General features: G+C 64.1%; 27 protein-coding genes. 11 read left to right on the top strand and 16 right to left on the bottom strand.

From position 1 onward, the window contains the following. Nucleotides 1–75 precede the first annotated feature (75 nt). The gene (locus tag BM43_RS12705) at nucleotides 76–1,368 is read right to left on the bottom strand and encodes a cystathionine gamma-synthase family protein (RefSeq protein WP_013691464.1); all 1,293 of its coding nucleotides are present in this window, start codon (nucleotides 1,366–1,368) and stop codon (nucleotides 76–78) included. 182 nt (nucleotides 1,369–1,550) lie between these two features. On the opposite strand from BM43_RS12705, the gene BM43_RS12700 reads away from it, so the two are divergent. Continuing rightward, nucleotides 1,551–2,033, top strand: coding sequence for an Lrp/AsnC family transcriptional regulator (locus BM43_RS12700; RefSeq protein ID WP_013691463.1), 483 nt, complete (start codon nucleotides 1,551–1,553; stop codon nucleotides 2,031–2,033). Between the two features lie 46 nt (nucleotides 2,034–2,079). On the opposite strand, the gene BM43_RS12695 is transcribed toward BM43_RS12700, so the two are convergent. After that, nucleotides 2,080–2,670, bottom strand: a complete 591-nt coding sequence (locus BM43_RS12695) for a histidine phosphatase family protein (protein WP_036057095.1) — start codon at nucleotides 2,668–2,670, stop codon at nucleotides 2,080–2,082. Nucleotides 2,671–2,907: 237 nt separating this feature from the next. On the opposite strand from BM43_RS12695, the gene BM43_RS12690 reads away from it, so the two are divergent. The 3 genes from BM43_RS12690 (at nucleotide 2,908) to BM43_RS12680 (ending at nucleotide 4,621) form a co-directional block, all read left to right on the top strand. Continuing rightward, nucleotides 2,908–3,117: a CbtB domain-containing protein gene (locus BM43_RS12690; protein WP_017918960.1), complete on the top strand. Its 210-nt coding sequence runs from the start codon at nucleotides 2,908–2,910 to the stop codon at nucleotides 3,115–3,117. Nucleotides 3,118–3,127: 10 nt separating this feature from the next. Then, nucleotides 3,128–3,871, top strand: coding sequence for a CbtA family protein (locus BM43_RS12685; protein WP_036055351.1), 744 nt, complete (start codon nucleotides 3,128–3,130; stop codon nucleotides 3,869–3,871). A 120-nt stretch (nucleotides 3,872–3,991) separates the two neighbouring features. After that, the gene (locus BM43_RS12680) at nucleotides 3,992–4,621 is read left to right on the top strand and encodes a VC0807 family protein (RefSeq protein ID WP_025097407.1); all 630 of its coding nucleotides are present in this window, start codon (nucleotides 3,992–3,994) and stop codon (nucleotides 4,619–4,621) included. Between the two features lie 28 nt (nucleotides 4,622–4,649). Here the strand turns inward: BM43_RS12680 and BM43_RS12675 are convergent, their stop codons facing one another. The 7 genes from BM43_RS12675 to BM43_RS12650 form a co-directional block, all read right to left on the bottom strand. Then, nucleotides 4,650–5,204 carry a GNAT family N-acetyltransferase gene (locus tag BM43_RS12675; RefSeq protein WP_042285019.1) on the bottom strand — a complete coding sequence of 185 codons (555 nt, stop codon included), beginning with the start codon at nucleotides 5,202–5,204 and terminating at the stop codon, nucleotides 4,650–4,652. 11 nt (nucleotides 5,205–5,215) lie between these two features. Continuing rightward, nucleotides 5,216–5,776, bottom strand: a complete 561-nt coding sequence (locus BM43_RS12670) for a helix-turn-helix domain-containing protein (RefSeq protein WP_036055352.1) — start codon at nucleotides 5,774–5,776, stop codon at nucleotides 5,216–5,218. A 128-nt stretch (nucleotides 5,777–5,904) separates the two neighbouring features. Next, the gene (locus BM43_RS12665) at nucleotides 5,905–6,492 is read right to left on the bottom strand and encodes a TIGR00645 family protein (RefSeq protein ID WP_230676393.1); all 588 of its coding nucleotides are present in this window, start codon (nucleotides 6,490–6,492) and stop codon (nucleotides 5,905–5,907) included. 230 nt (nucleotides 6,493–6,722) lie between these two features. Next, nucleotides 6,723–9,920 carry an EAL domain-containing protein gene (locus tag BM43_RS12660; RefSeq protein ID WP_036057100.1) on the bottom strand — a complete coding sequence of 1,066 codons (3,198 nt, stop codon included), beginning with the start codon at nucleotides 9,918–9,920 and terminating at the stop codon, nucleotides 6,723–6,725. 440 nt (nucleotides 9,921–10,360) lie between these two features. Continuing rightward, on the bottom strand, nucleotides 10,361–10,801 hold the full coding sequence (locus tag BM43_RS38800) for an NUDIX domain-containing protein (RefSeq protein WP_080742075.1): 441 nt from the start codon (nucleotides 10,799–10,801) through the stop codon (nucleotides 10,361–10,363). 223 nt (nucleotides 10,802–11,024) lie between these two features. Then, nucleotides 11,025–11,954: a phosphotransferase enzyme family protein gene (locus BM43_RS38795; RefSeq protein WP_080742076.1), complete on the bottom strand. Its 930-nt coding sequence runs from the start codon at nucleotides 11,952–11,954 to the stop codon at nucleotides 11,025–11,027. A 183-nt stretch (nucleotides 11,955–12,137) separates the two neighbouring features. Beyond that, nucleotides 12,138–13,034, bottom strand: a complete 897-nt coding sequence (locus BM43_RS12650; protein ID WP_036055355.1) for a LysR family transcriptional regulator — start codon at nucleotides 13,032–13,034, stop codon at nucleotides 12,138–12,140. Between the two features lie 106 nt (nucleotides 13,035–13,140). On the opposite strand from BM43_RS12650, the gene BM43_RS12645 reads away from it, so the two are divergent. Both BM43_RS12645 and BM43_RS12640 read left to right on the top strand, forming a co-directional pair. Then, a complete protein-coding gene (locus tag BM43_RS12645; protein WP_080742077.1) occupies nucleotides 13,141–13,848 on the top strand; it encodes an SDR family NAD(P)-dependent oxidoreductase in 708 nt (235 codons plus the stop codon). 50 nt (nucleotides 13,849–13,898) lie between these two features. Beyond that, nucleotides 13,899–14,210 (top strand): tautomerase family protein, encoded by a 312-nt coding sequence (locus BM43_RS12640; protein WP_036032839.1) that lies wholly within the window; start codon nucleotides 13,899–13,901, stop codon nucleotides 14,208–14,210. A gap of 83 nt (nucleotides 14,211–14,293) precedes the next feature. Here BM43_RS12640 and BM43_RS12635 read toward each other — a convergent pair whose 3' ends face one another. Then, entirely contained in the window at nucleotides 14,294–14,998 is a 705-nt protein-coding gene (locus BM43_RS12635) for a hypothetical protein (RefSeq protein WP_036055357.1), read from the bottom strand. A 229-nt stretch (nucleotides 14,999–15,227) separates the two neighbouring features. Between BM43_RS12635 and BM43_RS40345 the strand changes: the two genes are divergently transcribed. Together BM43_RS40345 and BM43_RS38790 are read left to right on the top strand one after the other, a co-directional pair. Next, on the top strand, nucleotides 15,228–15,707 hold the full coding sequence (locus BM43_RS40345; RefSeq protein WP_144417653.1) for a hypothetical protein: 480 nt from the start codon (nucleotides 15,228–15,230) through the stop codon (nucleotides 15,705–15,707). A 337-nt stretch (nucleotides 15,708–16,044) separates the two neighbouring features. Beyond that, on the top strand, nucleotides 16,045–16,845 hold the full coding sequence (locus BM43_RS38790) for a phosphodiesterase (RefSeq protein ID WP_014724549.1): 801 nt from the start codon (nucleotides 16,045–16,047) through the stop codon (nucleotides 16,843–16,845). Nucleotides 16,846–16,876: 31 nt separating this feature from the next. Here BM43_RS38790 and BM43_RS12630 read toward each other — a convergent pair whose 3' ends face one another. After that, on the bottom strand, nucleotides 16,877–17,110 hold the full coding sequence (locus BM43_RS12630) for a hypothetical protein (RefSeq protein WP_014724550.1): 234 nt from the start codon (nucleotides 17,108–17,110) through the stop codon (nucleotides 16,877–16,879). 412 nt (nucleotides 17,111–17,522) lie between these two features. Beyond that, nucleotides 17,523–18,539: an AraC family transcriptional regulator gene (locus BM43_RS12625; protein WP_036055358.1), complete on the bottom strand. Its 1,017-nt coding sequence runs from the start codon at nucleotides 18,537–18,539 to the stop codon at nucleotides 17,523–17,525. A 61-nt stretch (nucleotides 18,540–18,600) separates the two neighbouring features. On the opposite strand from BM43_RS12625, the gene BM43_RS12620 reads away from it, so the two are divergent. Together BM43_RS12620 and BM43_RS12615 are read left to right on the top strand one after the other, a co-directional pair. Continuing rightward, entirely contained in the window at nucleotides 18,601–19,659 is a 1,059-nt protein-coding gene (locus BM43_RS12620; RefSeq protein ID WP_036055359.1) for an SDR family oxidoreductase, read from the top strand. A 268-nt stretch (nucleotides 19,660–19,927) separates the two neighbouring features. Beyond that, nucleotides 19,928–21,286, top strand: coding sequence for an MFS transporter (locus BM43_RS12615; RefSeq protein ID WP_036055360.1), 1,359 nt, complete (start codon nucleotides 19,928–19,930; stop codon nucleotides 21,284–21,286). Nucleotides 21,287–21,358: 72 nt separating this feature from the next. Here BM43_RS12615 and BM43_RS12610 read toward each other — a convergent pair whose 3' ends face one another. Further along, on the bottom strand, nucleotides 21,359–22,039 hold the full coding sequence (locus tag BM43_RS12610) for a TetR/AcrR family transcriptional regulator (RefSeq protein WP_036055361.1): 681 nt from the start codon (nucleotides 22,037–22,039) through the stop codon (nucleotides 21,359–21,361). 105 nt (nucleotides 22,040–22,144) lie between these two features. Here BM43_RS12610 and BM43_RS12605 point away from each other — a divergent pair, with 105 nt between their 5' ends. Continuing rightward, nucleotides 22,145–23,281: an FAD-dependent oxidoreductase gene (locus BM43_RS12605; RefSeq protein ID WP_036055362.1), complete on the top strand. Its 1,137-nt coding sequence runs from the start codon at nucleotides 22,145–22,147 to the stop codon at nucleotides 23,279–23,281. A 30-nt stretch (nucleotides 23,282–23,311) separates the two neighbouring features. Here the strand turns inward: BM43_RS12605 and BM43_RS12600 are convergent, their stop codons facing one another. The 3 genes from BM43_RS12600 to BM43_RS12590 form a co-directional block, all read right to left on the bottom strand. After that, nucleotides 23,312–24,001: an isochorismatase family protein gene (locus BM43_RS12600; RefSeq protein ID WP_144417652.1), complete on the bottom strand. Its 690-nt coding sequence runs from the start codon at nucleotides 23,999–24,001 to the stop codon at nucleotides 23,312–23,314. A 185-nt stretch (nucleotides 24,002–24,186) separates the two neighbouring features. Continuing rightward, complete coding sequence (locus BM43_RS12595) at nucleotides 24,187–25,119, bottom strand: amidohydrolase family protein (RefSeq protein ID WP_036055363.1); 933 nt, start codon at nucleotides 25,117–25,119, stop codon at nucleotides 24,187–24,189. Between the two features lie 2 nt (nucleotides 25,120–25,121). Further along, nucleotides 25,122–26,453 carry an MFS transporter gene (locus BM43_RS12590; protein ID WP_036055364.1) on the bottom strand — a complete coding sequence of 444 codons (1,332 nt, stop codon included), beginning with the start codon at nucleotides 26,451–26,453 and terminating at the stop codon, nucleotides 25,122–25,124. Nucleotides 26,454–26,462: the final 9 nt, after the last annotated feature.

Genomic DNA, 26,462 nt, shown 5'->3' with positions numbered 1-26,462 from the left:
CGCCCGATGCGGTTCGCGCCGTTTTCGTTTTTGCGCGACGCGCTCTATCGCGCCGCGTGCCTCCACCTCATGCGCTCAGGCCTTCGCGCAGGCGATGAAGGCGTTCTCGAGATCGGCGATCAGGTCGTCGCCGTGTTCGAGGCCGATCGAGATGCGGATCAGGCCTTCGCTGACGCCGGCCTTCTCGCGTGCCGCGGCCGACACGCCCGAATGGGTGGTCGAGGCGGGATGGCAGACCAGCGATTCCGAGCCGCCCAGGCTGACTGCCGACTTGAACAGGCGCAGCGCGTTGATGAAGCGGAAGGCCTGCGCGCGGCCGCCGTTCAGCACGAAGGCGAAGGTCGAGCCGGCACCCGTGCAATGGCGCTTGTAGACCGCCTGGTAGGCGTCGTCGAGGATGGTTTCCGGGTGGAACACCTCGACCTTCTGGTGCGGATTGTCCACCAGCCAGCGCGCCACGCGGCTGGCCGTCTGGGTGGCCTGGGTCATGCGCAGCACCACGGTTTCCATCGAGCGCAGCAGCATCCACGAGGAATGCGGATCGAGCTGCGAGCCGAACGCGCCGCGAATCGAGCGCACCTTGGTGATCATCGCCTTGCTGCCTGTCACGCCGCCGGCCACCAGGTCGCTGTGGCCGCCCACGTACTTGGTCAGCGAATAGACCGAGAGATCGACGCGATGCGCGGCCGGCTTCTGGAAGATCGGGCCGAGCAGGGTGTTGTCGCAGACCGAGATCGGGCGATAGCCGTGACGCTGCTCGAAGGCGTCGATCTCGGCCACCATGCCGTCGAGGTCGATGATCGAGTTGGTCGGGTTGGCCGGCGTCTCGATGTAGACCAGGCGCACCGGGCCCTTCTTGGCGGCGGTCTCGAGCGCGTCGCGGATCGACTGCGGGGACAGGCCGTTCTCGATCGCCTCGGTGCCGATGCCCCATTCGGGGAAGATCTTCGAGATCAGCGTTTCCGTGCCGCCATAGAGCGGCACCGATTGCACGATCTGGTCGCCCGGGCGCAGGAAGGCGAGGAACACGGTGGAGATCGCCGACATGCCGCTGGAGGTGACGGCTGCGGCTTCCGAGCCGTCGAGCAGGGCCAGGCGATCCTCGACGATCTCGAGGTTCGGGTGGTTGAAGCGGCTGTAGACGAGGCCGGCCGCCTCGCCTTCGGGCAGCGGCTTGCGGCCCGAGACGATGTCGAAGAATTCGGCGCCGTCCTCGGCGGACTTGAAGGCGAAGGTGGAGGTCAGGAACACCGGCGGCTTGACGGCACCCTCGGAGAGGAAGGGATCGTAGCCATACGACATCATCTGGGTCTCGGGATGCAGGGGGCGTCCGTTGAGATCCTTCTTGTGATAGTTCGAATAGGTCATGGTGAGAGCCCTCGTCTTTTGAATGAGAGAACGCCGTCGCCCGAACGCGTGCGTCACCGCGCAAACCGCGTCGGGCGACGGCGGAGTTGCGCTCAGTGTAGAGTTGCCCGGCCAGAATATTCGTTCCTTTTCGTTCCCGCAAATCCTATAATTTGGAACGATCTTTCCCGAAAGGCCAATCGATGAATAAAGGCAGTCGCAGCGTCGAGATTGATGCGACCGACATGAAAATACTTCAGATTGTTCAGGAGAACGGGCGACTCAGTAATGCCGAGATCGCGGAGCAGGTTTCGCTATCGCCCTCGCCTTGCTGGAAGCGCCTGAAGCGGCTCGAGTCGAGCGGCATGATCCGCGGCTACCAGGCCATGCTGGACCGCCGCATGCTCGGCTTCGGCGTGGTGGCCTTCGTCAATATCTCGCTCGACAACCACACGCAGAAGGTCTGCCGCGCCTTCGAGGCCGGCGTGATGGCGATGCCCGAGGTGATCGCCTGCCACAACACCACCGGCGCGCACGACTACCTGCTGCAGATCCTCGCCGAGGATTTCGATACCTATTCCGAATTCGTGCTCGACCGCCTGCGCACACTGCCCGGTGTGAAGGAAATGCTCAGCACCGTGTCGATGCGCGAGCTGAAATCCTCGGTGAAGCTGCCCTTGCGTTGACCATGGCGCCGAAGCGCATGGTGTTCTGGTAGCGGCGCGCGCGGCTTCAATCGTGTTGCGCTGCGATCGAAGGCAGCTTGTCGTCGAGACGCACGATCCAGCCGCGCGGCGAACGCTTCAATTCGATCCCGCTGAGCGGCGCGATATCGATACGCAGCATCGCTTCGGGCGAGATGCCGAGCGCATGCGCGAGCGCGGCGCGCAGCACGGCCGCGTGCGTGACGGCGACGAAACTGCCGCTCGCCGGCAGCGCATCGAGCCAGGCGCTGACGCGCCGCAGCACCTCGAGATGCGATTCTCCGCCGGGCGGCGCGGCGGCCGGATCGGTGATCCAGGCTTCGAGCTGTTCCGGCGCCTCGTTCGCTATCGCCATCAATTTTCTGCCGCGCCAGCGGCCCGCATCGAGGTCGGAGAGGGCGGGTTCGGGCTCGGCATCCAGGCCGAGCGCCTCGGCGGTCTGCCGCGCCCGCAGCGCCGGCGAACTGAGCGCGCGGGCTTCGCGCGGCCAGCGCCAATGCGAGGCGGCGCGTGCCGCTTCGGCCAGGCCGCGTGCGTCGAGCGGCGCGTCGTCGGGGAAGCTGCCGGCGCGCAGTTCGGCATTCGCGGCGTGAGAGATCAGTCGGACGGTGAGCGTCATCGTTTCATTGTGTTCGGCGAGGCGCTCCGGCATGGCGGCGCGCGATTTCCGTTCACCGCCCATCTTGCGTAGAATCCAGCCGTTGCGATGTGCGGAAGCCGGTGCGAAGCCGGCGCGGTCGCGCCACTGTAACCGGGGAGCCGGCCTTCCCGGAAGCCAGACCTGCACATGGAGCATCCTTTCATTCCGTTGACAGTCATTGTCGAGCGGGGCGCGTCATCCCCTGGAGAGTCGAATATGTCCGAAGCCACCCTCAAGCCGGTTGCCGTGCCGGCGCCCATCCCCGTCCGCGAGCTGATGCCGTGGATCGTGTTCGGCGGCCTGCTGATGCTGCTGGCGCTGTACTTCGTCGGCGCCGAGCAAGGCGCGACCTCGATCGTGCCGGGCATGTACGTGCATGAGTTCGTGCACGACGCGCGCCACCTGCTCGGCTTCCCCTGCCACTGACGGGGGCTCCATGGTCGGAAAACTGTTGGTACGCGGGATGCTGGCCGGCATCGCCGCGGGGATCTTCGTGTTCGGCTTCGCCCGTTTTGCCGGCGAGCCGCAGGTCGATCAGGCCATCGCCTTCGAGGAAAAGATCGATGCGGCCAAGGGCGAGGCGCCCGAGCCGGAACTCGTCAGCCGCCCGACGCAGGCCGGACTTGGCCTGGGCACCGGCGTGATCGTCTATGGCGCCGCGCTCGGCGGGCTGTTCGCGCTGAGCTTCGCCTTCGTGCACGGCCGCATCGGCAGCCGCCAGCCGCGCACGCTGTCGGCCTGCCTCGCGGCGGCCGCCTTCGTCTCGCTGGTGATCGTGCCGAACCTCAAGTACCCGGCGAACCCGCCCTCGGTGGGCGACCCGGACACCATCGGCTATCGCACCGGGCTGTTCTTCCTGATGATCGCGATCTCGATCGCTGTCGGCGTGTTCTCGCTGAACTTCCGGCGCTCGCTGGCCGCGCGCATGGGGCAGTGGAATGCCTCGATCGTGGCGGGGCTGCTCTATATCGCGATCCTCGCCGCCGTGCAGTTCGCGCTGCCCACCATCAACGAGGTGCCGGCAGCGTTCCCGGCCGTGGTGCTATGGAAGTTCCGCGTCGCCGCGATCGGCATGCAGGCGATTCTGTGGGCCACCATCGGCCTGCTGTTCGGCGCGCTGGTCGAGCGCAGCGGGCTGGTTGCCGCGCCGCGTCGCGGCAACGCGCCGATCGCGCTGTAGGCGCCGCGCGCGATATCCGCCTCGCCGCCCCGGCGCGGCACCGGCGATGCAACGGCCACCTCGGTGGCCGTTCGCCTTTATACTGACCCCGCCCTGTTTTATCCGCGAGGTTCCCCTCCCGTGAAGATCCGCGTTGCCTTCGTCGCCGAGCTGGCCGTCAATTTCGTGCTGCCGTGGGTGGTATACCGGCTCGCCCTGCCGAGCTGGGGAGAATCGGGCGCGCTGTATGCCTCGGCCGTGCCGCCGCTGCTGTGGGGCATCGTCGAATTCGCCAGGACGCGGCGCGTGGATGCGCTCTCCGCCATCGCGCTGCTCGGCATCGCGCTGTCGATCGCCTTGATGGCCGGCGGCGGCAGCCCGCGCCTGCTGCTGGTGCGCGAGTCCTTCGTGTCGGGCACGATCGGCGTGGTGTTCCTGGTGTCGCTGGTGTTCAAGCGGCCGATCACCTACTACCTGACGCGCGCGACCGTGGCGCGCCAAGGCGAGGGCGGCGTGGAACGCTTCGAGCGTTTGTGGGAGGACAGCGCCTCGGTGCGTTCGGCCCTGCGTCTCATCACGCTGATGTGGGGGCTCGGGCTGGTGATCGAGTGCAGCGTGCGTAGCTGGTGCGCCTGGAACTGGCCGATCGAGCGCACCTTGGTGGTTACGCCGATCCTCAGCTATGTGACCTTCGGCGGCTTGATGGTCTGGACCTTCTGGCTGCGCAAGCGGTTGCGCGGCCGCGTGCAGGTGGGCGAGGCCACGCTTTGAGCGTTGGGTCGTTCAGCCCAATGCGCGCTTAGCTCGCGGCGACGTGCCGGTAATAGAAGGTGGTGCCGCACAAGGCGCCATCCGGCATCAGCGCGAAGCCGGGCACGTCGCCCACGCGCTGCCAGCCCGCGCGGCGATAGAGCCGCTCCGCGGCGCCTCCCGTGACGGTATCGAGTACCAGCACGGTCTTTCCTTCCTCTGACGCGATTGCCTCGACGGCCTTCATCAAGGCCTCGCCCACGCCTTGCCGGCGCGCGCGCCGGTGCACCAGCATCTTCGCGATATCGGCGCGATGCGGCTGGTTTTCCGGTTGCGCGGTGATCATCTGCACGGTGCCGATCGTGATGCCGGCTGCATCCTCGGCCACCAGCAGCACGCGCCGCGCGAGCGCGACCTCGTCGGCGACGTCTTGCCAGAAGCGTAGTGCGGTGTCGCGCGCGATCGGCAGCATGAAGCTGACCGAGGCGCCGCCTTCGACGCAATCGATCAGCACCTCGGCGAGTTCGGGAATCTTCGCGCGGGCCTCGTCGGCGTCGAGGCGGCGGATGCGGGGGGCTTGGATGGGCGTGGTTTGCGAGGTCATGATGGCTCGGATCAGCGCGTGCTCAGTGCCACCAAATAGCGGGCGGGCCGGCGCGTGGGGTTGTGGAATTGCATCGGGCTGTCGAGCCGCATCGCCACGCAGTCGCCGGCTTCGAGCCGACAGGCGGTGGTGCCGGCGGTGATCTCCATCACGCCTTCGAGCAGCCAGATCTGCTGGTGGATGTCGGCGTCGCGCGCGCTGGTGTCGAAATGGACGCGTGCGCCGGGTGGGAAATGCACCTCGACGAGCTGGATCGGCGAGCGCAGCGCCGGCGAGAGTTGGCGGCGTTGGTAGCCCGAGGCGGGGTCGGTCCATAGCGGTTGATCGGCGGCGCGGGCGATCGGCGAGGGGGCTTCGCTCTCGCCGCTTTCGCCGAATAGCGAGGAGAGGGGCACGGCCAGCGCGGTGGCGAGCTTGTCGAGCACGACGGCGGTCGGGCTGCTCTGGCCGCGTTCGATCAGGGAAATGTTCGAGCGGCTCACGCCGCTGTGCTCGGCCAGTGTTTCGAGCGACCAGCCGCGGGCATCGCGCAGGGCGCGCAGGCGTTCGGCGATTCGATCGTGGACGTTCATCGCAACTATTCCAGTTTATTGGATGTCATGTCCAGTAAACTAGATAGGCGAAAATAGTCTGTCAATACCGGAGAGCGCCAGCCGCTTGCCGATGGCAGGTGCCACGGACAGTTCGCTGCGGTACTCGCTTACTTGATTGCCCGGGTTTTCGCGGTGATCCAGTCCATCCCGGCGAGCAAGATCGCGGACACCACGAATGTCATGTGCACGGCGATACCCCATACGATGGTTTGAAGGCCGACCCTGTCGAGCGACAGAAATCCCCTCAGTACCTCGATGGCCGATATCGCGACGATCGATGCCATCAGCTTCAACTTGATATCGGTGAATCCCACATGCCCGATCCACTCGGGGGTATCTTCGTGACCACCGAGCTTCAATCTGGACACGAAATTCTGGTAGCCGCCGAAGATAATCATGAGCAACAGGTTCGCCATCAAGGACAGATCGACGAGCGACAGCACGCCGAGAATGACGTCTTCCACTTCGCTATCCAGCACGGTCGTGGCGAGATGCCAGAACTCCTGGCAAAACTTGACCAATAGCATGATCATGCCGAAGGCTAAACCCGCATAGATCGGCGCCAGTACCCAACGACTTGCAAACAGGCCATGTTCAAATAAGCGCTCGGCGAAATTGGAAGCGTGGCCTTCAGTTTTTTCCGTTGGTCGCATCATGTTCCTCCATGCCGAGTGCTCCGGCGTTTTCCGTTCCATCGGCCCATCGTGGCGCACGCGGCATCGCTCGCCCACCTTGCGGCCCCAAGTTCATGCACTGGCGAATACACTGGAAAATCGAAGCTGTTACGAGGTACAAAGCGTTTCCAGTCTAACCGAGATGATTCCCGCTTCCCGGAAAAATCCACGCGAGGCCGGCATGGTCGTTCCGCGGGTTGCCCGCGTCGCGCGAGGCTTTTTCAGGTCTGCTGCCCCATCGCGCCACCCGCTCAGACCGCTTCGCTCACGCGCGGCGCGGCGCGCGTCCTGAGCCATTGCTCGAGTGCTTCGTTCGACATCGGCCTGGCATAGTAGAAGCCCTGCAGTTCGTCGCAGCCGATGCGCTTGAGCGCGTTCGCCTCGTGCGCCTGCTCGACGCCCTCGGCCACCACGCGCAATCCCAGCTCGTGGCCGAGTTCGACGATGGCGCGGATCACGGCGAGATCGGCGAGCGCATCGAGCCTGCCGTTCACGAACGCGCGGTCGATCTTGAGCCGGTCGAGCGGGAAGCGATGCAGATAGCTGAGGCTCGAATAGCCGGTGCCGAAATCATCGAGCGAGAGCTTCACGCCCAGCGCGCGGATCTCGTTGACGGTGTCGAGATAGTGATCGACGCTCTCCATCAGCACGGTTTCGGTGATTTCGAGTTCGAGGCTGTCCGGCTTGACGTCGTGGGCCGTCAGACCCTCGCGCAGCTTGTCGACCAGTTGCGCGTCGTCGCGCAACTGCACCACCGAGAGGTTGATCGACACGCGGATCTCGGGCAGGCCCGCGGCGCGCCAGCGCGCGATCTGGCGGCACGCTTCGTCGATCACCCAGGCTCCGATCGGCACGATGAGGCGCGTTTCCTCTGCGATCGGAATGAATTGCGAGGGCGGCACCATGCCCAGATGCGGGTGCTTCCAGCGCAGCAGCGCCTCCACGCTCAGCAACTGGTCCGTCGCGGCCTGCACGCAGGGCTGGTATTCGAGCCACAGCTCGCGGCGCTCCACCGAGGTGCGCAGATGGGTTTCGAGTTCGAGACGGTGGCGCACGCTTTCGGCCATCTCGGGCGAGAAGAACTTGACGAGATTGCGGCCGCCCGATTTCGCGCGGTACATCGCGGCATCGGCGTTCTGCATCAGCGTCTCGATGTCCTCGCCGTGATCCGGATACAGCGCGATGCCGATGCTGCACGCCACTTGCAACGTCATGCCGCCGATCTGGTGCGGCTCCTGCATGAGCGGCAGCAGCCGTTCGTCGAGCAGATGCGCCACGTCGGCCGCGCTGCCCGCGCCGCCGAGCAGAACCGTGAATTCGTCGCCGCCGAGCCGGCTCACGGTGTCGCCCGCACGCACCGACTGCAGCAAGCGTTGCGAGACCGAGCGCAGCAGCCCGTCGCCGGCGTGATGGCCGAACGTGTCGTTGATGTCCTTGAAGCGGTCGAGATCGATGAACAGCACTGCCACGCGGCTGTCGTTGTGCCGCGCCTGCTCGATAGCCGTACCGAGCCGCCTGGTGAACAGCGCGCGGTTGGGCAGCTCGGTGAGCACGTCGTGTTCGGCGAGGAACCGGATGCGCGCCTCGCTCTTCTTGCGGTCGGTGATATCGATCAGCGTGCAGATGTAATGGGAAACCGCGCCGTGCTTGTCGCGCACGGCGCTGATCATGAGCCAGGCCGGATAGTCGCCGCCCGCGCGCCGGCGCACCACGGCCTCGCCGTTCCAGACGCTCGAGATGTCCACCAGCGCCGCGAGCCGGGACATCAGCGGCTGGTCGCTTCCGCTTGCCAGGACGAAGTTGGGCAGCGTGCCGCTGATCTTCTCGGCGCGATAGCCGGTGGCGCGATAGAACGAGGCGTTCGCGGTCAGCAGGCGACGCTCGCTGTCGAGGATCAGGATTGCCTCCGACGAGGCCTCGAACACCTTCGCCCACAGTTCGAGGCGCTGCTCCATCAGCTTGATCTGGTTGATCGGCGTGAACGCGGTGAGTACCGCGTCGCGTCCCTGGAATTCGAGGCGGCGCGCCGAGAGCATGGCCCAGGTGGGTTCCTCGCTCGCCCTCCAGCGCACCTCGAACTGGTCGACGGCATCGCGGTCGGAGAGCTGCTGGAAGAAGCGCGCGCGCACCGCCGAATCGAGCCCCAAGGCCCACGGGTCCGAGGTGCAGCCGTTGAGCCAGTAGAGTGCCGGATGGTTGGCGTGCAGCACCTCGTGGCCGGGTACCGCGGTGACCATCATCGGTACCGGCGTGGCCTCCACCAGCGCGTGCTGTGCCTGCGCGGCGCGCGCGCTGGCGGCGAGTTCCTTCTGCACGTCGCGTTCGTGATCGAGCTGCGCGAGCATGTCGTTGAACCCGCTGACGAGCTGGCCGATTTCGTCCTGGCTGTGCCACGTGGCACGCTGGCCGTGGTCGCCCGTGCGGCGCACGGTGTCCATCACGCGCGCGAGCTGGCGCAGCGGCCGCGAGATCTGCTGGGCCACCAGGTAGACCATCGAGAGAATGCCGCAGAGCAGGAACAGCGCGGTGCCGAGGTGCAGCCACATGCGTGAGAACAGCGCGCTCACGCGTGAGTGCAGCAGTGTGTCGAGTTCGGCGCCGGTGGCGCGCCAGGCGTCGCCCGCGCGGGCCACCAGCGCCTGCTGGGCCGCGTCGGCGGCCGCGCGCGCGGCGGCGTCGGCGCCGCCCGCCGCCACCACCAGGCGCGCGGCGTCGCGATAGGCCTCGATCGCCGCGAGCAACTGGCCGGTCGGCGCGGAGAGCGTTCGCTGCACGCCGGAGTTGGCGGCGCCCGCCTCGGCGAAATCGGAGCGCAGTCCCTGCGCGACGGCGTCGAGCTGGCCTTCGAGCACGAGATAACGGGTGCTCAACTCGCGCCGGCTCCGGGTATCGTCGGTGCCTGCGCGCAGGCGCTGGCCGATGCCGTCCACCGCATCGAGCAGCGCGGGGTAGCGCAGCACGGACAGCGACATCGAGTAATAGCTGTCGAGATCGGGGTCGAGGATCAGGTTCGACTGGTTGCCTACCCGCGTGATCAGATCGCGGCAGGCCGTGAACGCGTCGCGCAGGACCCCGGCGCGATTCACCGGCGACGCATGGGCAAGCGCGTCGAGCGCGGCGCGCAGGCGCGCGTTCAGCTCGCCGCTTTGCAGCCCCGCGCCGTACTGCTGCTCGGCGGCGGACAGCGCGGCTTCGGTGCGCGCGATCTCGCGCACGCCGAGGTGCCCGTCGGCGCTGAGCGTGGCGACTTGCACCAGCGCCTCGCGCACACTGGTCAGGTAGGCGTTGCCGACGATCTCCTTTTGCGAGAAATCGATGGACATGTATTTCTCGTGGATCAGGATGCCGCTGATATAGACGACCGCGCTCAGGTCGAGCAGGTAGATCAGCAGCAGCTTGCGGCCGACCCGCAAGCGCCCGAGCAGTCGAAAGAACAGGTTGTGTTGCATCGCATGCGCCAGGATGACACCAAGGTTGCCGCCGAGCTTCATACGGGAAGGCGGCGTTGTCTGGAAGCGTCATCGCGGAGTCCGCGCGCGCTCGCTCCCTGGCTAACGGCAGCGTCGCGTGGGGGCTTTAGCGCGCGAGTGTGGAATCGCCCCGGCGGTGCGGGGATGCTTCGGTATGGTGCATTTGCACCGCCGTGGCGCTGAGGGGGAAGCGCCGAAGTGCGACGCGGTTGTGTTGAATCGACCTTGGTGGCGTGGCCCCGACAGTCGCGGCCCATTCGTCTCGCGATGCCGGCATGCAAGTGAAACAGGTTTGCGGCGTCGCTAGCTCGTTGGGCAGGTCACCGCAATCTTGAGCACGTATCTTTACTCTCGACCATGAGCCTCAACATGCTGCCAATTTCCAAGGTGGAACGGTTTGCCATTGAATAGGCATGGAGCTATGTATTGCCGAAACGACAGTTGAGCTCCCAGAGAGCCGTCTTGTTCGAGTCCCAACGAAGTAGGGTATTGATCGATCGGTACGTCCCCCAACGCACATCCACATGCTCGCGTGAAAGGACAAGGTCCTTGCCGGTGCAATTCAAGCCGAAGCAATACTCGGGAATGACAAAAACGTCAGCCGGCCAGTGTTCGCGATCGGTGAAATGCGCAACAGGAATCGAGGCCTGACTTTTCAGGCGTCGCACCGTGTTTCGCGACCCAAGGCCGACTTCTTCCCGGCACTCCCTGATTGCTGCCTGCAACGGCGTTTCGCCGACTTCTCCACCTCCAGCCACACCTTGCCAATGGCCGTCGTCTGAACGCTTGAGAGCAGCGAATGTAATTCCTTTGTTCCCGATACGATACGGGATGGCAAGAACCTGAAACGGTGCTCGCATCGACTCCTCCCTCAAGGCGCTAATTGTCGTCCGGGCGTTGCGACGACGGAATCCTTACGCTTTGATCCAGTTCGGCTCGCCGCCCGAGATGGGGTTGATGCCATCAGTTGCCCGGAGATTTTCGCGGAATGCCGGTTGCGCCATAGCCAAACGGATATGTCGGGCGTGCAACCAACTCGCCAACAAGCTCTGCTTTGAATATGCTGTCGCGTCATGAATTTTCCTATAGGAAGCCGAATTTCGGATTGGCACCCTTGAATCCCGAGATAATCGAATGGGTTCTCTCGGCCGTATCAATCCAGAGCGCCTCGGGTAAGGTGCAGAAGCGCGCCAGGGATAGTAGGGAGCTAATATGCCGAAGCATGATGGCGCAGGGCAGGACTTCTTTTTCGGCATCGTGTAATTGACGCTGACTTTCATAGCCACCAAGAAACGCGTTCCAAAGCGTTCCTGCCTCCGATCTCTTCTGAACGATAAGGTGCCATGCAGGCGTCGCAAGGTCCATTACGTAGGGGCCGAACCCACATTCATCGAAGTCGAAAAAAGTAACTTTCTCGTCGAGCATTCGTACATTGCCTGCCCATACATCGCCATGGCAGGGCCCGAACGGCAAGGTGGAACGAGTCAACATGGATGGCAGATGGGCGCATTCCCGTTCAATCTGCTGTGCGATAGCCAGACCCGTTGCCCCGATTTTCTCCAAAGATCTGACGGAATCCCGAATGGTTGCGGAAGGATCCATTGGTCTTGAAAAGGGCAAAGAAACTCGACGAGCGGCCTCATGGAGAATGGCTAGCGCTTGCCCCAGCTGCTTCATGTCGCTTACATCCGACTTGGGTACCCGCCCTTCCGCCGCCTCGAACATGCAAGCCAGACGCGTTTCATCTTCGTCGAGCACTTCCGAGAGAAGGGCGCCGTCTACGTTCGGGAGCGGTCTTGCCACCGCCACCCCGACCATGTCAGGAAGCTGGTGGAGGAGATGAAGTTCAAAATCAATCTCCTCTCGCGATCGGCCACTCCGCCGAAAGAGCCGCAAATAACGCGGCTGAGCGCCGCTCTTCTCGATGCGGTAGATCTTGTTGATACCATCTTGCACCAAGACAGCCCCGTCGATATGGTGGCCGAATAGATGGGAAAGGCGAGCTAGATCCATTTCGCACGTGACGTGGGTAGGCGGATCTCGGAAGGTTACTTTTTTTTCGTAAAACTCTCCATATCGTCAACGATTGCTTTTAGGGCGAGCCGACAGACCACTCCGGATCGAAAGCAAACAACCACCCGAGCCGCTTCCTGAGCCTTGGCCAACAACGCTCCGCAGGCCCGATGCATCGAACCCTCATGCATCGAAAAGCGCTTCGCTTTCCTTGAAGGCATCGATCAGGTGCTGCATCACCACGCGTAGCGTCGGCACGTTCCGGTCCTGCCTGCGTATGAGCAGCCACATATCTCGCGCAGGAGGCGTTGGTCCCAGCGCGCACAGGCTCAGTCCGGGTAGGCATCGGCCCAGGTAGTGGGGGAGCAGGGCCAACCCCGCGCCGTCGCGCGCCGCAATGGCTTGCAGGATGTGATTCTCGGCGCGAAGCGAAACACGAGCGTGTGGGAATTGTTGCCTCAGCCAGCTCGTGCCCGGCATGTCGGCGCTTTCCTCGTTGAAACTCACGAACACCGGCGGTTCTCCGCGCTCGATCCGTTCGCACTGCGATGTCGCGCCATAGAAGCCGAATGCCATGCTGCCGAGTGGCTTGGCGATGAGGTCCGCGTCGACGAGGCTGCCCACGCGCACGGCGATATCCGCCTTGTGACGGTCGAGGCTGACCGAACGAAGGTTGGTCGCGAGATCGATGTCGATACCGGGATGGGACTCGGTGAGCTGGGTGAGGCGCGCAAGGAGGAAGCCCTGCGACAGCGCGGGCGGCGCATTGATGCGCACCAGGCCTCGAAGGCTGCCGTCGTCTTCGCCTGCCCCTGAATGCCGCATCGTCTGCGCCGCGGATTCCATTTCCGCTGCCACCTGCAAGGCGTCTTTTCCGGCCGGCGTCAGCACGTATCCCTCCGGCCTGCGCTCGACCAGTTTGCGACCCACGCTCTCCTCGAGCGACTGGACACGGCGGGCCACCGTCGCATGATTGACGCGCAGTGCGCGTGCCGTGGCGGACAGGCTTCCATAGCGCCCCAGCGCCAGGAAAATCCGCATGTCCTGCCAGTCGAATTCTGTGCGTTTTCTATCAGTCATTGCGCAAGGATAGCGACTCCTCTTTCCCGAAGTCCAGCGATAACCTGCTTGCCATACCACGAGATGCAAGGGCATCCGGGTTCAATCAACAGCCAGGAGAAAGATCATGAGTCAAAAGAAGGTAGCCATTGTCACCGGCGCTTCGCAGGGAATGGGCGAGGGCATCGTCAACGGTTTTCGCGCCCGTGGCTATGGCGTCGTCGCCACGTCGCGCTCGATTCAGCCCTCGACCGATCCGGATGTCGTGACCGTCGCGGGCGACATCGGTGACCCGGAGACAGGCAAGCGCGTGGTCGCGGCAGCCCTGGACAAATTTGGCCGCATCGACACGCTGGTGAACAACGCCGGCATCTTTATCGGCAAGGCATTCACCGACTATACCGAGGAAGATTACCGGCTCAAGCTGAGGACCAACCTCGACGGTTTTTTCTTCACCACCCAGCAGGTCATTCCGGTGATGTTGAAGCAGGGCAGCGGACATGTCGTCCAAATCACGGCCTCGACGGCGGAATTCGCCAGCTCGCTTTCCCCCGCATTCATCGCGATGCTGACGAAGGGCGGGATGAATTCCGCCACCAAGAGCATGGCGATCGAATATGCCACGCGCGGCATCCGCGTGAACGCGGTGGCGCCGGGCGTCATCCGCACTCCCATGCACGATCCGAGCATGGTGGAGAAGCTGGCCGCCTTCCATCCCATGAACAAGCTGGGTGAGGTCGAGGATATCGTGCGAGCGGTGCTCTACCTCGAGGACGCCGCCTTCTCGACCGGCGAAATTCTTCACGTCGACGGCGGACTGATCGCCGGGCGTTGACCTGCACGGGAGGCGCGTAACGAGCGCCTCCCTTCTTTCCGGAGAACCATATGCCGATCGTGAACATCCTGGTGACGCGCGAGGGTACCAGTCCTGGTGCGGAGCGCACGACCCGCGAGCAGAAAGCCGCCGTGTACAAGGGTATCGCCGACCTGCTGTTTACCGTCATGGGCAAGCCGCATGAAGATACGACCGTTGTTTTCCACGAACACGAGATCGATGATTTCGGACAGGGCGGGTTGCCGCTGTCCGACTACCGCGAGCAACGCGCTCGGGATCGTCAGATGGACATTGCGGATTCAACCGGTCGACGCAACGGGGGTGAAGAAATCGTCGTGCCGGCGGTCTGTTCGGTCAAGTGACGACTTTTTCGCTTGGCCGGCTATCGTGCTGAACAGAAGTCTGTTGAGCATGCGACGGTAACGCCGAGATGTGACCCGAGCAATTAGTCAATCCGGTGCCAGCGACCAGATTCCGGGCACACAGCAGCGGGTGCGCCGTTCGACCAGACTTGCTCCTCATCCAGGTGCAGCGCGGTCGCTGGGGCAACGTCGAAGACGACCTCGAGCGCTTGCCCAACCTGGGCGTCTTCGATGGGAAGCTCCCAAGTCAGGAATATCTGGATGTAATCCTGGTCCGGCGCGAAATCGACCGCGTTAAAGCCGCTACTGTGGCGCTGGATGACGCCATGAGGCTGGCCCGTATCGAATATCACGGCTGTTCCCCGGGTCAGGGGAATACGGTGGCCCGTGGAGGGAAAATGCAAGTCCAGCCCGCGGTCCTCGCTCAGGAAGAGATTGCAGAAGGCCGCACCGCCATATTGCGCACCGTCATGGTGGTACCGCGCGCCACGACACGCCATGAGGGCTACGTCGCTGGAAGCAAGCACGGTGGGTAGTCCCATTGCGCATGTCCAGTCGGACATTGCCTGCACGCAGCGCTTGTAGTCCGGCCAGCGCGCCTGCGTTCGCGCCAAAGGCATTGCCTCGACATCCCCAGGTTCCAGTACGAGCCGCGACGATGTCTCTCTCTCCCAATCCGCAAGCACGCGTGCGGAGGGAACAGGCACGTCAACCGTGCCTGATAGAACGATGTCACTGACGCGTCGACTGCGGATGGCGTCGCCACTCCAGAAATAGGAGGTCAGCATGTTTCGAATTCGATGCTGTCGAAGGGGGGAGGTCGCGATTGTAGCGATTTAGTGGGGTGGCGTTGGTGGAAATCGGGTAGCGAGGGGCTTTTGATTGCGGTTGGTGGACGGGCAGAAACGGGTTGAGAGCAGCCTGCGGCATTTGTTGGCTTCCGGCCAGGAACGAACAGTCCCACAGTCGACACCACGTTAACAATCGACCCGCTTCTCGCCGGGAGCTCCGAACACTATGTCAAAATTGACAGATATTTTTTTGGACTGTCGATATCTCTATCTCAGAGGTATCGGCGAGTTGGACGACGGGACGTTACGACTTGTCCTTCTGGAGGCAACCGAAGGTGGTGCCGTCGACTCGGCAAAGCTCGGCTTTGATTCACCCCCTGAATTGACCGACATACTTAAGGGAGCGCGCGCGATCGAGCATCTGCCTGGATGTCTCATATTTGATATCCGCTGGTCTAGCTACATTGCGTACTCTGTTGTCAACGAGAGCTACGCGTCGGGGGAGCCCGAGACCTCCGACGGGTCAGGGAAACTTTTCAGGGAATACGTTCGCTCGGAATATCTCAGCTACATGCGCAAGGCGTCATGGGCCTGCGATGACCATCCAGGCCCTTACAGGCATTGGGCTGCGTATTGCCTGAATCACGTCGTTGATGTTGCATCTCCGTCCGAACCGGAAATTACTGTAGAGATTGCGGCGACTTGAAGAGTGAGAGGAAATCACCCTGGTAAGGCGGGCTGCCTCCAAGTATCGTCATGGCCGTTGAATGTCGGCTTCGGGCTATGTCGAACGATCGCTTCGGGTCGATCTGCGACGGTCGCGCGTTGCTGAGTGGCGGCCGGCCGTGCTCGGCCATAAGCGGTCTTTCGTGCTTCACCACCCAGCGCCTGCTTGTCATCCCGAATCAGCCACCCGGACGCACAATTGGAAGCGCGTGGAGCAAGATCGTTGCCACAGAAAGGTTCTGTCGATGGGCGAATTTTGTCTAGCCCAAAATCTCCGTGATCCTTGTACCGGCAGGTCAAATTCAACGGAGCGCTGGATGACGGTCATCGCACAACTTTCGGATATTCATGTTCGGCCTCACGGTGTTCTATATCAAGACGCTGTGGATTCAAATGTCATGTTTTCGGCAGCCGTCGATTCGCTGAACCGCATTCGACCTGAGCCAGACCTGATTGTCATCTCAGGCGACCTTACGGACGAGGGCACCGAAGACGAGTATCAAAAACTTCGCGAATTGCTTGTCGAGTTGAGGCGACCGTTCGTGGTTCTGCCGGGTAATCATGACGACCGTGGCAATTTGCGAGCCGCGTTTTCGGATCACGCGTGGCTTCCGAACGAGGGTGCACTCTCATTCGCGCTAGACGTGGGCGAACTACGCCTCGTGGCGTTGGACACCTCCGTTCCTGGACTACATCACGGCGAACTGGACGCCGAAACCTTGGCGTGGCTCGACAGTGAACTTACCGAGCATCGCAGTCGAACCGTGGTTATCGTCATGCACCATCCACCGTTCATGACCGGTATTCCTTATCTGGACATCTACGGGTTGCGAAATGCGGATGCATTTGCCAGGGTTCTTGCGCGGCATAGCAATGTAGATCGCATTCTTGCCGGGCACGTCCACCGGTCAATGCAGACGCGTCTTGGGAGCGTTCCGGTACTCACCTGCCCGAGCACGACCACCCAGATTGCGCTGCGCGTTGAAGCGGACGCGCAGCCCGCTTCTTTTCTCGAACCACCTGCATACATGCTGCATCGCTGGACAGGTCGCGGTCAGTCAGCAGTCTCCCACTTGTGTTACGTGGGGCATTTCGAAGGCCCGTTCCCCTTCGCGTAAGCGCCCTCGTCAAGTAATAAGGGCGTAGCCTTTAGCGGTTACCGTCGATCAGATCGTTCAGCAGCGCATCGAACGCGGCCTGTGCGTCTTCAAGTTCCTGCAGAGCGGCATCAAAGGTTTGCAGCGCGAATGGCGAAGGCTCCCCGCTGCCTTGCGGCGGAAACTGCTTCTGCATCGAGGCGAACGTACTCTGCACGCGCAGCGTGGCGGCCACCATGCGCTCCATCGCCTGGGTTTCTTCGGTTCGGGCCTGTTCCGGATTCACTCCTCTCTCCTTGGATGGTTTCTTGAAGACCGGATCGTACACGCTGTGTCCGTTCTTGCCGCCCTTGGCAGAACGACTCCGTTGAAGATTCCAACGGCACGCTGCGGGAGAAGCGATTTAATCGGGAATGATTTCGCAGTCGCGCCGAAGCCAAGATACTCATCGAGCGTGGCTACAAAATCCCGCCGCAGGTCACAACGATCGGCCGCTTTGGATAAATCTGAAGGGCCGCTCCGGGTCGGCTACAGCCAATCGCATCCAACGCTATGCCGCTACTTCCGCGCGGCAGTAGGCCATTCGCATGAACTCTGACGGGGTCTTGCCTGGATACCAGTGATGGGAGTGGACGTAAGTCGTTGATTGTCTGCGTACCCGGTTGCAGATACTCCGACTTCCCACGCGTGCCTGCCTCTTACTCAGTTTTTACCGCCTCGAGCTCGCCAACCACCCCTTCCGCCCTATCAGCCGCACCAGCAGGCCGCACGCCCCCCCGATACCCCCTAGGCGACTGCCCAGTCGCCTTTTTGAACGCGTTACTAAACGCGCTCTCGGAGGTATACCCAACCGATTCCGCAATCTGCGCCACCGAACTGCTACTTTCCCGCAAGGCCCGCTCCGCCAGACGAATACGCCAATCGGCCAGATAACTCAACGGCGCCACCCCCGCCGCCGTCCGAAAGCGCAGCGCAAACGTGGTACGAGACATCGCGCAGGCCTCGGCCAATTCATCGAGCCGCCAGTTACGCGCCGGCTCGCCATGCATCAGCGTCAGCGCAGGCGCAATCCGCCGATCGCACATCACACGAAACCAGCTGGCCGGCAGCGCTTCCTCATTCGCCATATGCGCACGCAGGATCTGGATGAACAACAACTGAGCCAGATGCGCCGAGGCGAGCTGCGTACCCGGCAGCGGATCCGAACGTTCCTCGACGAGCTGCGCGAGCAACTGCCTGAAAGCAGCAGCCTGCGGCGCCGCCGCCTGGATACGGATCCACGGCGGAAGCACACTGGTAAGCAGCCGCCCGCCCTCGGGATCGAGCAGCACATGCCCGCCGATATGCGCGAAATCCTGGCCGTCGCCGATCACCGCCGTCGATTTGCCGGCGCCGGAAAACAGGCTCATCGCATCGACCGGCTTCAACGACGGCTCGCTGGACAGCACGAAGGAGCGCCGCGCCGACAACAGCCCCACATCTCCCGATTCGAAGTAAAGGGCTTCGCTCTCACCCTCGAAGCAGGCCCAGCAATGCCCGCGCACCACGGCGAAGAACTTGATCGAGGCAGGCGCCGGAAACCGGATCGCCCAAGGGGCGCCGGCCGAGAAACCGCCCGTGACGAGCGATTCCGCCTTGGCCAGCTTGAGGATGTCGGAGAGAGGATCTGAAGTCATGTCCGCACTATCACGCAAGTAAAGCGCACTTTCAAGCATTCTCCGTCCGGAGGCGGCGCCTTAAGCTGGCGGCTCATCGTTATCGAGGGAAGGCGCTGTCATGTCGTCGAATCAGGAAATTCCGCAGCCGGACACGAACAAGGATCTGGTACTGGTCACCGGCGGCACCGGCTTCATCGCCCAGCATTGCATGCTGGCCTTGCTGGAACAGGGTTATCGCGTGCGCACCACGGTCCGCTCGCTGTCGCGCGAGGCGGAAGTGCGCCGGCAGCTCGCGGCGGGCGGCGTCGAGGCCGGCGATCGGCTCTCCTTCGTGGTGGCCGACCTGGCGAACGACGCGGGCTGGGACGAAGCCGCCAGCGGCTGCGCCTACGTGATGCACGGCGCCTCGCCGACGCCCTCGGGCGAATACGCCAACGAGGACGAGCAGGCCTGGATCCGTCCCGCCGTCGAGGGCAACCTGCGCGTGCTGCGCGCCGCTCGCGACCAGGGCGTGTGCCGCGTGGTGCTGACCTCGGCATTCGGCGCGATCGGCGCCGGGCACGGTGCCGATCACCGCCGCCCCTTCGACGAAACCGACTGGAGCGACGTGGACGGCCATATCGCGCCGTACCAGAAGTCGAAGACGCTGGCCGAACGCGCCGCCTGGGATTTCATTGCGCGCGAAGGCGGCGGCCTCGAGCTGTCGGCCGTCAATCCGGTGGCCGTGCTGGGCCCGGTGCTGGGCGCCGACTATTCGCACTCGATCCACCTGATCCGGCACCTGCTGAGCGGGCAGCCCGGTTATCTGCGGATCAACTCGGGTTTCGTCGACGCGCGCGACGTCGCCAGCCTGCACCTGCTGGCCATGACCGAGCCGGCCGCCAAGGGCGAGCGCTTCCTGGCCACCGGCGGCGCGAGCCTGTGGATGGCCGATGTCGCCAAGGTGCTGCGCGAACGGCTGGGCGAGGCCGCCAGCAAGGTGCCGACGGCGCTGCTGCCCGACGAGGTGGTGCTCGGCAATCCTGCCATGAAGGGACTGATCCCGCTGCTCGGCGTGGACATGAACGTCACCAGCGAGAAGGCCATCCGCCTGCTGGGCTGGGCGCCGCGCTCGCAGGAGGAGGCGATCGTCGCCAGTGCCGAAAGCCTGATTCGGCTGAGGTTGATCGACAACTGAGCGATCGCGGGTCGGTAAAGCCCGGCGCCAGCGGGCGCCTCGACCCTCGCGAAGCCATCGCAACAGCCCCTTGCCGGCCGAAGCCGACAAGGGGCTTTCTGCATGATGACGATTGGCATTGGTAGTACCCCGCGTTGACCGATCTTGCGTTGCAACACTACAGTGTTCAACTTTGGAACCATTGTTCGTCAGGCGAATTTACCGCCATGTCGAACCGATCAACGTGACCGAGGCGGCGCAGTCCGCCCACCGCCGCAGGAGACTTGCGATGAGCCGTAGCCCCGTCGTGAACGTGCAGACGTTCATCAACGAACAGCCGTTCGGCGCGTTCCAATGGCTCATCTTCCTGATGTGCTTCGTGATCGTGCTGCTGGATGGTTTCGATACCGCGGCGATCGGCTTCATCGCCCCATCGCTGCTGTCGGAGTGGCACCTGAGCAAGCCTGATCTGGCGCCGGTGCTGAGCGCGGCGCTGTTCGGCCTGGCCTGCGGGGCGCTGGCTTCGGGGCCGCTGTCGGACCGGCTCGGGCGGCGCGCGCTGCTGATCGGCTCGGTGCTGCTGTTCGGCGTGGCCTGCCTGGGCTCGGCGTTCTCGTCGAGCATCGGCGAGCTGACCACGCTGCGCTTCGTGACGGGCGTCGGCCTGGGCGCGGCGATGCCGAACGCGGTCACCATGATGGGCGAGTTCTGCCCCGACAAGCGCCGCGCCACCGTGATCAACCTGATGTTCTGCGGCTTCCCGCTGGGCGCCGCGTTCGGCGGTTTCCTGGCGGCCTGGATGATCCCGCAGTTCGGCTGGCGCAGCGTGCTGATGCTGGGCGGGATCGCGCCGCTGGTGCTGGTGGTCGCGCTGCTGGCGCAGATGCCGGAATCGGTGCGCTTCATGGTGGCGACCGGCAAGCCGCTCGAGCGGATTCGCGAGACGCTGGCACGCGTCTCGGCCACGGCGATGCAGGCCGGCTCCTTCGTGATGACGGAGACGGCGCCGCAGACCGGCGGCAAGGGCGCGGCGGTGGTGCTGTCGCGCCAGTACATCGTCGGCTCGGTGATGCTGTGGATCGCCTATTTCATGGGCCTGGTGATCTTCTACGCCTCGATCAACTGGATGCCGATCCTGCTCAAGGATGCCGGGCTCGCGCCGAAGACGGCCACGCTGATCTCGGCGCTGTTCCCGCTCGGCGGCGTGGGCGCCGTGCTCAGCGGCGTGCTGATGGACCGCTTCAACGCGAATCGCGTGGTGGCCGTCTGCTACGCGCTGACGGCCGTGAGCGTCTACTTCATCGGGCAGGCGGCCGGCAATGTCGGCGCGCTGGTGCTGATCGTGTTCCTGGCCGGCGTGCTGATGAACACTGCGCAGTCCTCGCTGCCGGCGCTGGCCGCGGCCTTCTACCCGACCGCCGGGCGCGGCACCGGCGTGGCCTGGATGCTCGGGATCGGGCGCTTCGGCGGCATCGCCGGCTCGTTCCTGGTGGCGGAGCTGGCCGCGCGGCACGTCTCGTTCGCGAACGTGTTCGCGACCATCGCGGTGGCGGGGCTGATGTCCTGCGTCGCGTTGTTGGTCAAGCAGAGCGTGCGGCCGCAACAGGCGGCGCCGGGCGGCGAGAAGATCGAATCGCTCGGGCACTGATGCCTGCTTGCGCATGCAAGGACCAAGGCCTGCTCGATGAGCAGGCCTTTTTGCATGGCTTCGGGGAAAGGCTCAGCGTGCCCGTTTCGTCTCGATGCCGGCGAGGATCAGGTCGATGCCGGCCAGGAAATCCTCGCGGTCGTCGTGCGTGCGCATTTGGTTGGCCAGGCTGCGGGTGAAGGGGAAGGTTTCGGGATCCAGCTCGGACCAGGCGGTGGCGATCTCGTCGAGGAAGCTGGCGCGCTCGACGTCCAGCTCCTGCGCGATCCGTGCGTTCGCCGCGTTCTGCGCGCTCACGCCGAGGATGTAGCTCAGCAGCGCATGGACGGTGCTCCACAGCGCGCGTTCGGGCACCTCCAGCGCTCGAACCTGCTGGCCGATGCGCTCCAGCATGCGAACCATCGGCAACTGGCCCGGCACGCGGTTGAGCGCGGAGCCGATCCAAGGATGCGCGTCGATCGTGTCGAACAGGCTCAGCGCGAGCGCACGGATCGCCGTTTTCGGCGAGACGCGGCGCGAGGGCGGCGCCATCGCGCCGGCCAGGATGGCATCGCAGGCGGCGCTCAGCAGGTCGTGCTTGTTGTCGACGTGCCAGTAGATCGCGCCTGGCCCGGTGGCCAGGCGCTGCGACAGCGCGCGGAAGGTCAGGCCGCTTTCCCCGGCGTTGTCGAGGATCTCGATCGACGCCTCGATGATCTGTTCTCGCGACAGCGAGGATTCGCGTCGCTGCGGGCTGCGTGACTGGGTGGCCATGCCGGATCTTGACCTCTATGGAATGTTGTTCCAATATTGCCATGGAATGATGTTCCATGCGACGGTTCATGATGAACCTGTTGTCGCGAATCAACGAGGGTCAGGATGACGACTTCCATCGCAATCATCGGGGCGGGGCTGGGCGGCCTGGTGCTGGCGCGGGTGCTGCATGTCCACGGCATCGCCGCGACGGTTTACGAGGCCGATGTATCGGCCGAGGCGCGCAAGCAGGGCGGCATGCTCGATATCCACGAGCACAACGGGCAGGTCGCGCTTCGTGCGGCGGGGCTATATGAGGCCTTTGCGGCGCTGATCCATCCCGGCGGGCAGGCCTCGCGCGTGTTCGACAAGGATGGCGTGCTGCTGTACGAACAAGCCGATGACGGCACGGGCGGGCGCCCGGAAGTGCTGCGCGGCGAGTTGCGACGGATCCTGCTGGAGTCGTTGCCGGAAGGCGCGGTGAGATGGGGGCACAAGCTGAGCGAGGTGGCGTCGATTGGCGGCGGCCGGCATCGGATGCGCTTCGTCAACGGCACGGAGGCGAGCTGTGACCTGCTGGTGGGTGCCGACGGCGCGTGGTCCAGGGTGCGGGCGTTGTTGTCGGACGCGAAGCCGGAGTACACGGGCACGAGCTTCGTCGAAACCTACCTGCTTGATAGCGATGCGCGCCATCCGGCGAGCGCGGAAGCCGTGGGCGGCGGCGCGCTGTTCGCGCTGGCACCGGGCCGGGGCATCTTCGCGCATCGCGAACCGGCGGGGGTGTTGCATGCCTATGTGGCCTTGAACAAACCTCGCGAGTGGATCGATGCGATCGATTTCTCCGATTCGGCGGCGGCGCGGGCTGCTGTTGCCGGCGAATTCGAGGGCTGGGCGCCGGCGTTGACGGCCCTGATCACGGCAGGTGATTCGGCGCCCGTGGCACGGCCGCTGTATTCGCTGCCGAGCGCGCATCGTTGGAATCGCGTGCCGGGCGTGACCCTGCTGGGCGACGCGGCGCATCTGATGATCCCTTCGGGCGAGGGCGCGAACCTGGCGATGTTCGATGGCGCGCTGCTGGCGCAGGCGATTGCCGCGAGCCCGGACGATATCGAGGCGGCGCTGGCGGCGTATGAACGGGAGCTGTTCCCGCGCAGCGCGGCCGAGGCGGAGCAGGCGGAACCGATGCTCACCGAGGTCTGCCTTGGCGCCGAGGCGCCCTGGAGCCTGGTGGATTTCTTTACCGATAATCAGCAGGCCGAATGAGTCAGGCTTCGGGGTTCCGCCTTATGCCGCTCATTGAGGAAACCCGATCATGCCCGAGCGCGACAGCGTGATGTTCTTGCTCACATTGGCCGGCGCATTGGCCAGGACCCAGGCCGTCGAGAGTTCTCCGAACGATTCCTTGCTCGACATGCCGTCCACCGCCACCACGACCTTGAAGCCGCGCAGCGCCGCCTCGCTCGCGGTAAACAGCACGGCGCCGTGCGCCACCGTGCCGGCGATGATCACGGTCTGAATCCCCTTCGCTTTCAGGGCGGCCTCGAGATCGGTGTTGAGGAATTTGTCCACGCCGGACTGCACGACCTTCTCGTCGCCCTTGGCGGCAATGGCCGGTGGTACCGCGGCGAGCGTGCCGGTGCTGGTGAGCGTATAGACGGTCATCAGGTTCGCGTGGCGCGCTTTCTCCAGCAGGCTGGCGACGGCCGGCAGCGAGGCGGCGCAATCGGGACGCTCCTTCCCGTTGCAGGTGCTGACGTCGAAATCGAGCAGCAGGAGCGCGGTGTGAGCGGGATCGGTGACGGAAACCGACTTCAGCGCCGGCGGCGGGGGCGTCGGAACCGACTTCCACGAATCGATGATGTCGGCTTGCGCCGCGCCGCAGAAGGGCAGCGAAAGGGCTAGTGCGCACAAGATATGTCGGACGCCATGCATGGGCTCTCCTGTTTCGTGGGACGGATATTCCGCGACGCGCTGGGGGGCCACCGACGCGCGGTCGCCCCCGGAGCAGGAAAGTCTACCGGCACAAGCATTCAAACAGATGACATGCCCGTCAGGTGACGGCCGCGGCGCCTTCCGATGGCCGGTCGCCCACGCTTGCCCGCCTGCGCCTCGCCTCGGCTTCCGCCTTCGGGGACAGCGGGATATCGTCGTGCCGTGAATGGCGAGGCTCACTCGAAGCGATAGAGCTTTTCGGGGTTCGTCACGAACGCCATTTCCTGCCGATCGGCGCGCCCGAGCCACCCGGCGATGACATCGACCAGGTTCGCATCGTCGGGTTTTGTGCCTTTCTCGGTCGGATGCGGCCAGTCGGTGCCCCACAACATGCGTTCCGGCGCCATATCGATAAAAGCCTTCGCCACGGCCGCGACATCGCCGAACAAGGGCGCTCCGCTTTTCGTATCGACGTACGGCCCGGACAGCGTAATCCATGTATTGCCCTTGTCGACCAGCCTCCGCGCCACGCGAAAGCCCTCCGATGCCATGCCATCCGGCTGCGGAACATGCGCGATGTGATCGAGTACGAGCGGGCACGGCAGGGCCGTCAAATGAGATTCGATTTCCGGAAGACGCTTGCCCTGGATCACCAGCTCGATATGCCAGCCCAGCGGTGTGATGCGCTTGGCGAGTGGCGCGAGCATGTCGAGCGTGGTCGCGCCTGGATAGCTCAGATTAAAGCGGATCGCGCGAATGCCGCCCGCGTCCAGCGTGCGCAATGCATCGTCGGTGATCGATGTGTCGATGACGGCGACACCGCGTGCGTTCTTTCCGAACTGCGCTATCGCGTCGAGCGTCACACGATTGTCGGTGCCGTAAGTCGATGGCGTGACGACGACGTTGCGCTGCACGCCCAGGCGTTTCTGCACATGGCGATATTGCTCGACGGACGCGTTCGGCGGACGCAGCGTCGTGCCGGGCGCCGCCGGAAAGCGATCGTCGTAGATATGCATATGGCAGTCGATCGCCCCCGCGGGCAGCATGAATGCCGGTGGCTTGCTTCCGCTCGTCCAGTCCTGCTGTGCATGGGCAAGCGAGGGCAGGGCGGCTGCCGCCAGCAAGCTACTCGCTCCACACATGAATTCACGTCGATTCATTCGCGACATCGTCAGATTGCCTCCGCGTTGTTGTCGAGCACCGGTGCTCGTCCGGTGGGGCCGTTGCGCGTGAGCAGCAGCAGCGTCGCCACGCTGACGAGCGTGAGGATCGCCAGCGGCATCAGCGCGAGCGAGTAGCTGCCGGTTGCCTGCTTCACCCAGCCATATACGTTCACCATCAGGCCACCGCCCAGCAGATTCGCGATGGCATTGACCGTGGCGAGGCCGGCGGCCACCGTGCTGTTCGACAGCATGTCGGTGGCGAGTGTCCAGAATGGTCCCTTGAATGCATAGGCGCCAACCAGCACGGCGCACAGCATGAGAACGGTCGGCGCGAGCGAGCCGGTGAACGAGGTCGCGAACAGGCCGAGGCCGATCAGCAGCATCGGCACGACGGTATGCCAGCGATGTTCGGCGAGTCGATCCGAGCGGCGTCCCCAGTAGATCATCAGCACGGAAGCGAGCGCGTAGGGAATCGCGTTGAGCAGACCGGTCTGCAACACGGTGAGTCCATACGATTTCAGCAACTGCGGTTGCCATACCGACAAGGTACTGCCCGCCGCCGACGCGCAGGTGTCGACGAGTGCGAGGCACAACACATAGCGATTGCGGAACAGACGGGTGATGGGCATCGCCGCGATTTTTTTCGGTGCCTTGTGTTCCGAAGCGAGCGCGCCGAGCAGCCAGCGGCGCTCCTCCTTGCTAAGCCAGGTCGCTTCGGCAGGCTTGTCGGTGAGCATGAACAGGCAGGCGAGGCCCAGCAGGACGGTCGGCAGCCCCTCGATCACGAACAGCCAATGCCAGCCGCGCAAACCGGCGATGCCGTCCATCTGCAGCAGCAGCGCGGAGATCGGGGAGCCGATGAAGCTCGCGGCGGGGATCGATACCATGAACGTCGCGACGGCGCGGGCGCGATATTTCTTCGGCACCCAGTAGGACAGGTACAGCAGCACGCCCGGCGCGAAACCCGCTTCCGCCGCGCCGAGCATGAAACGCAGGATGTAGAAGGTCGTGGCGTTCTGCACCAAGGCCGTCGACGCCGATACGATGCCCCAGGTGATCATGATCCGCGCGAGCCAGCGTCGTGCGCCGTACTTTTCGAGTGCAAGATTGCTCGGCACTTCGCAGATGAAATACGAAACGAAAAAGAGGCTTGCGCCAAAGCCGAATGCCTTGGCCGACATGCCGAGGTCGTGATTCATCTGGAGCGATGCCATGCCGACGTTGCCGCGATCGATGAACGCCATCAGGTAGCAGATCATCAGGAACGGCAGCAATCGCCAGATCACCTTGCGCATCGTTTGACGCTCGAGCAACGCGTCGTCCGTCAATTCCACTTCCATGTCCTGTCT

Source organism: Burkholderia gladioli, from assembly GCF_000959725.1.
Lineage (GTDB): Bacteria > Pseudomonadota > Gammaproteobacteria > Burkholderiales > Burkholderiaceae > Burkholderia > Burkholderia gladioli.
This window is presented reverse-complemented; position numbering and strand designations above follow the sequence as displayed.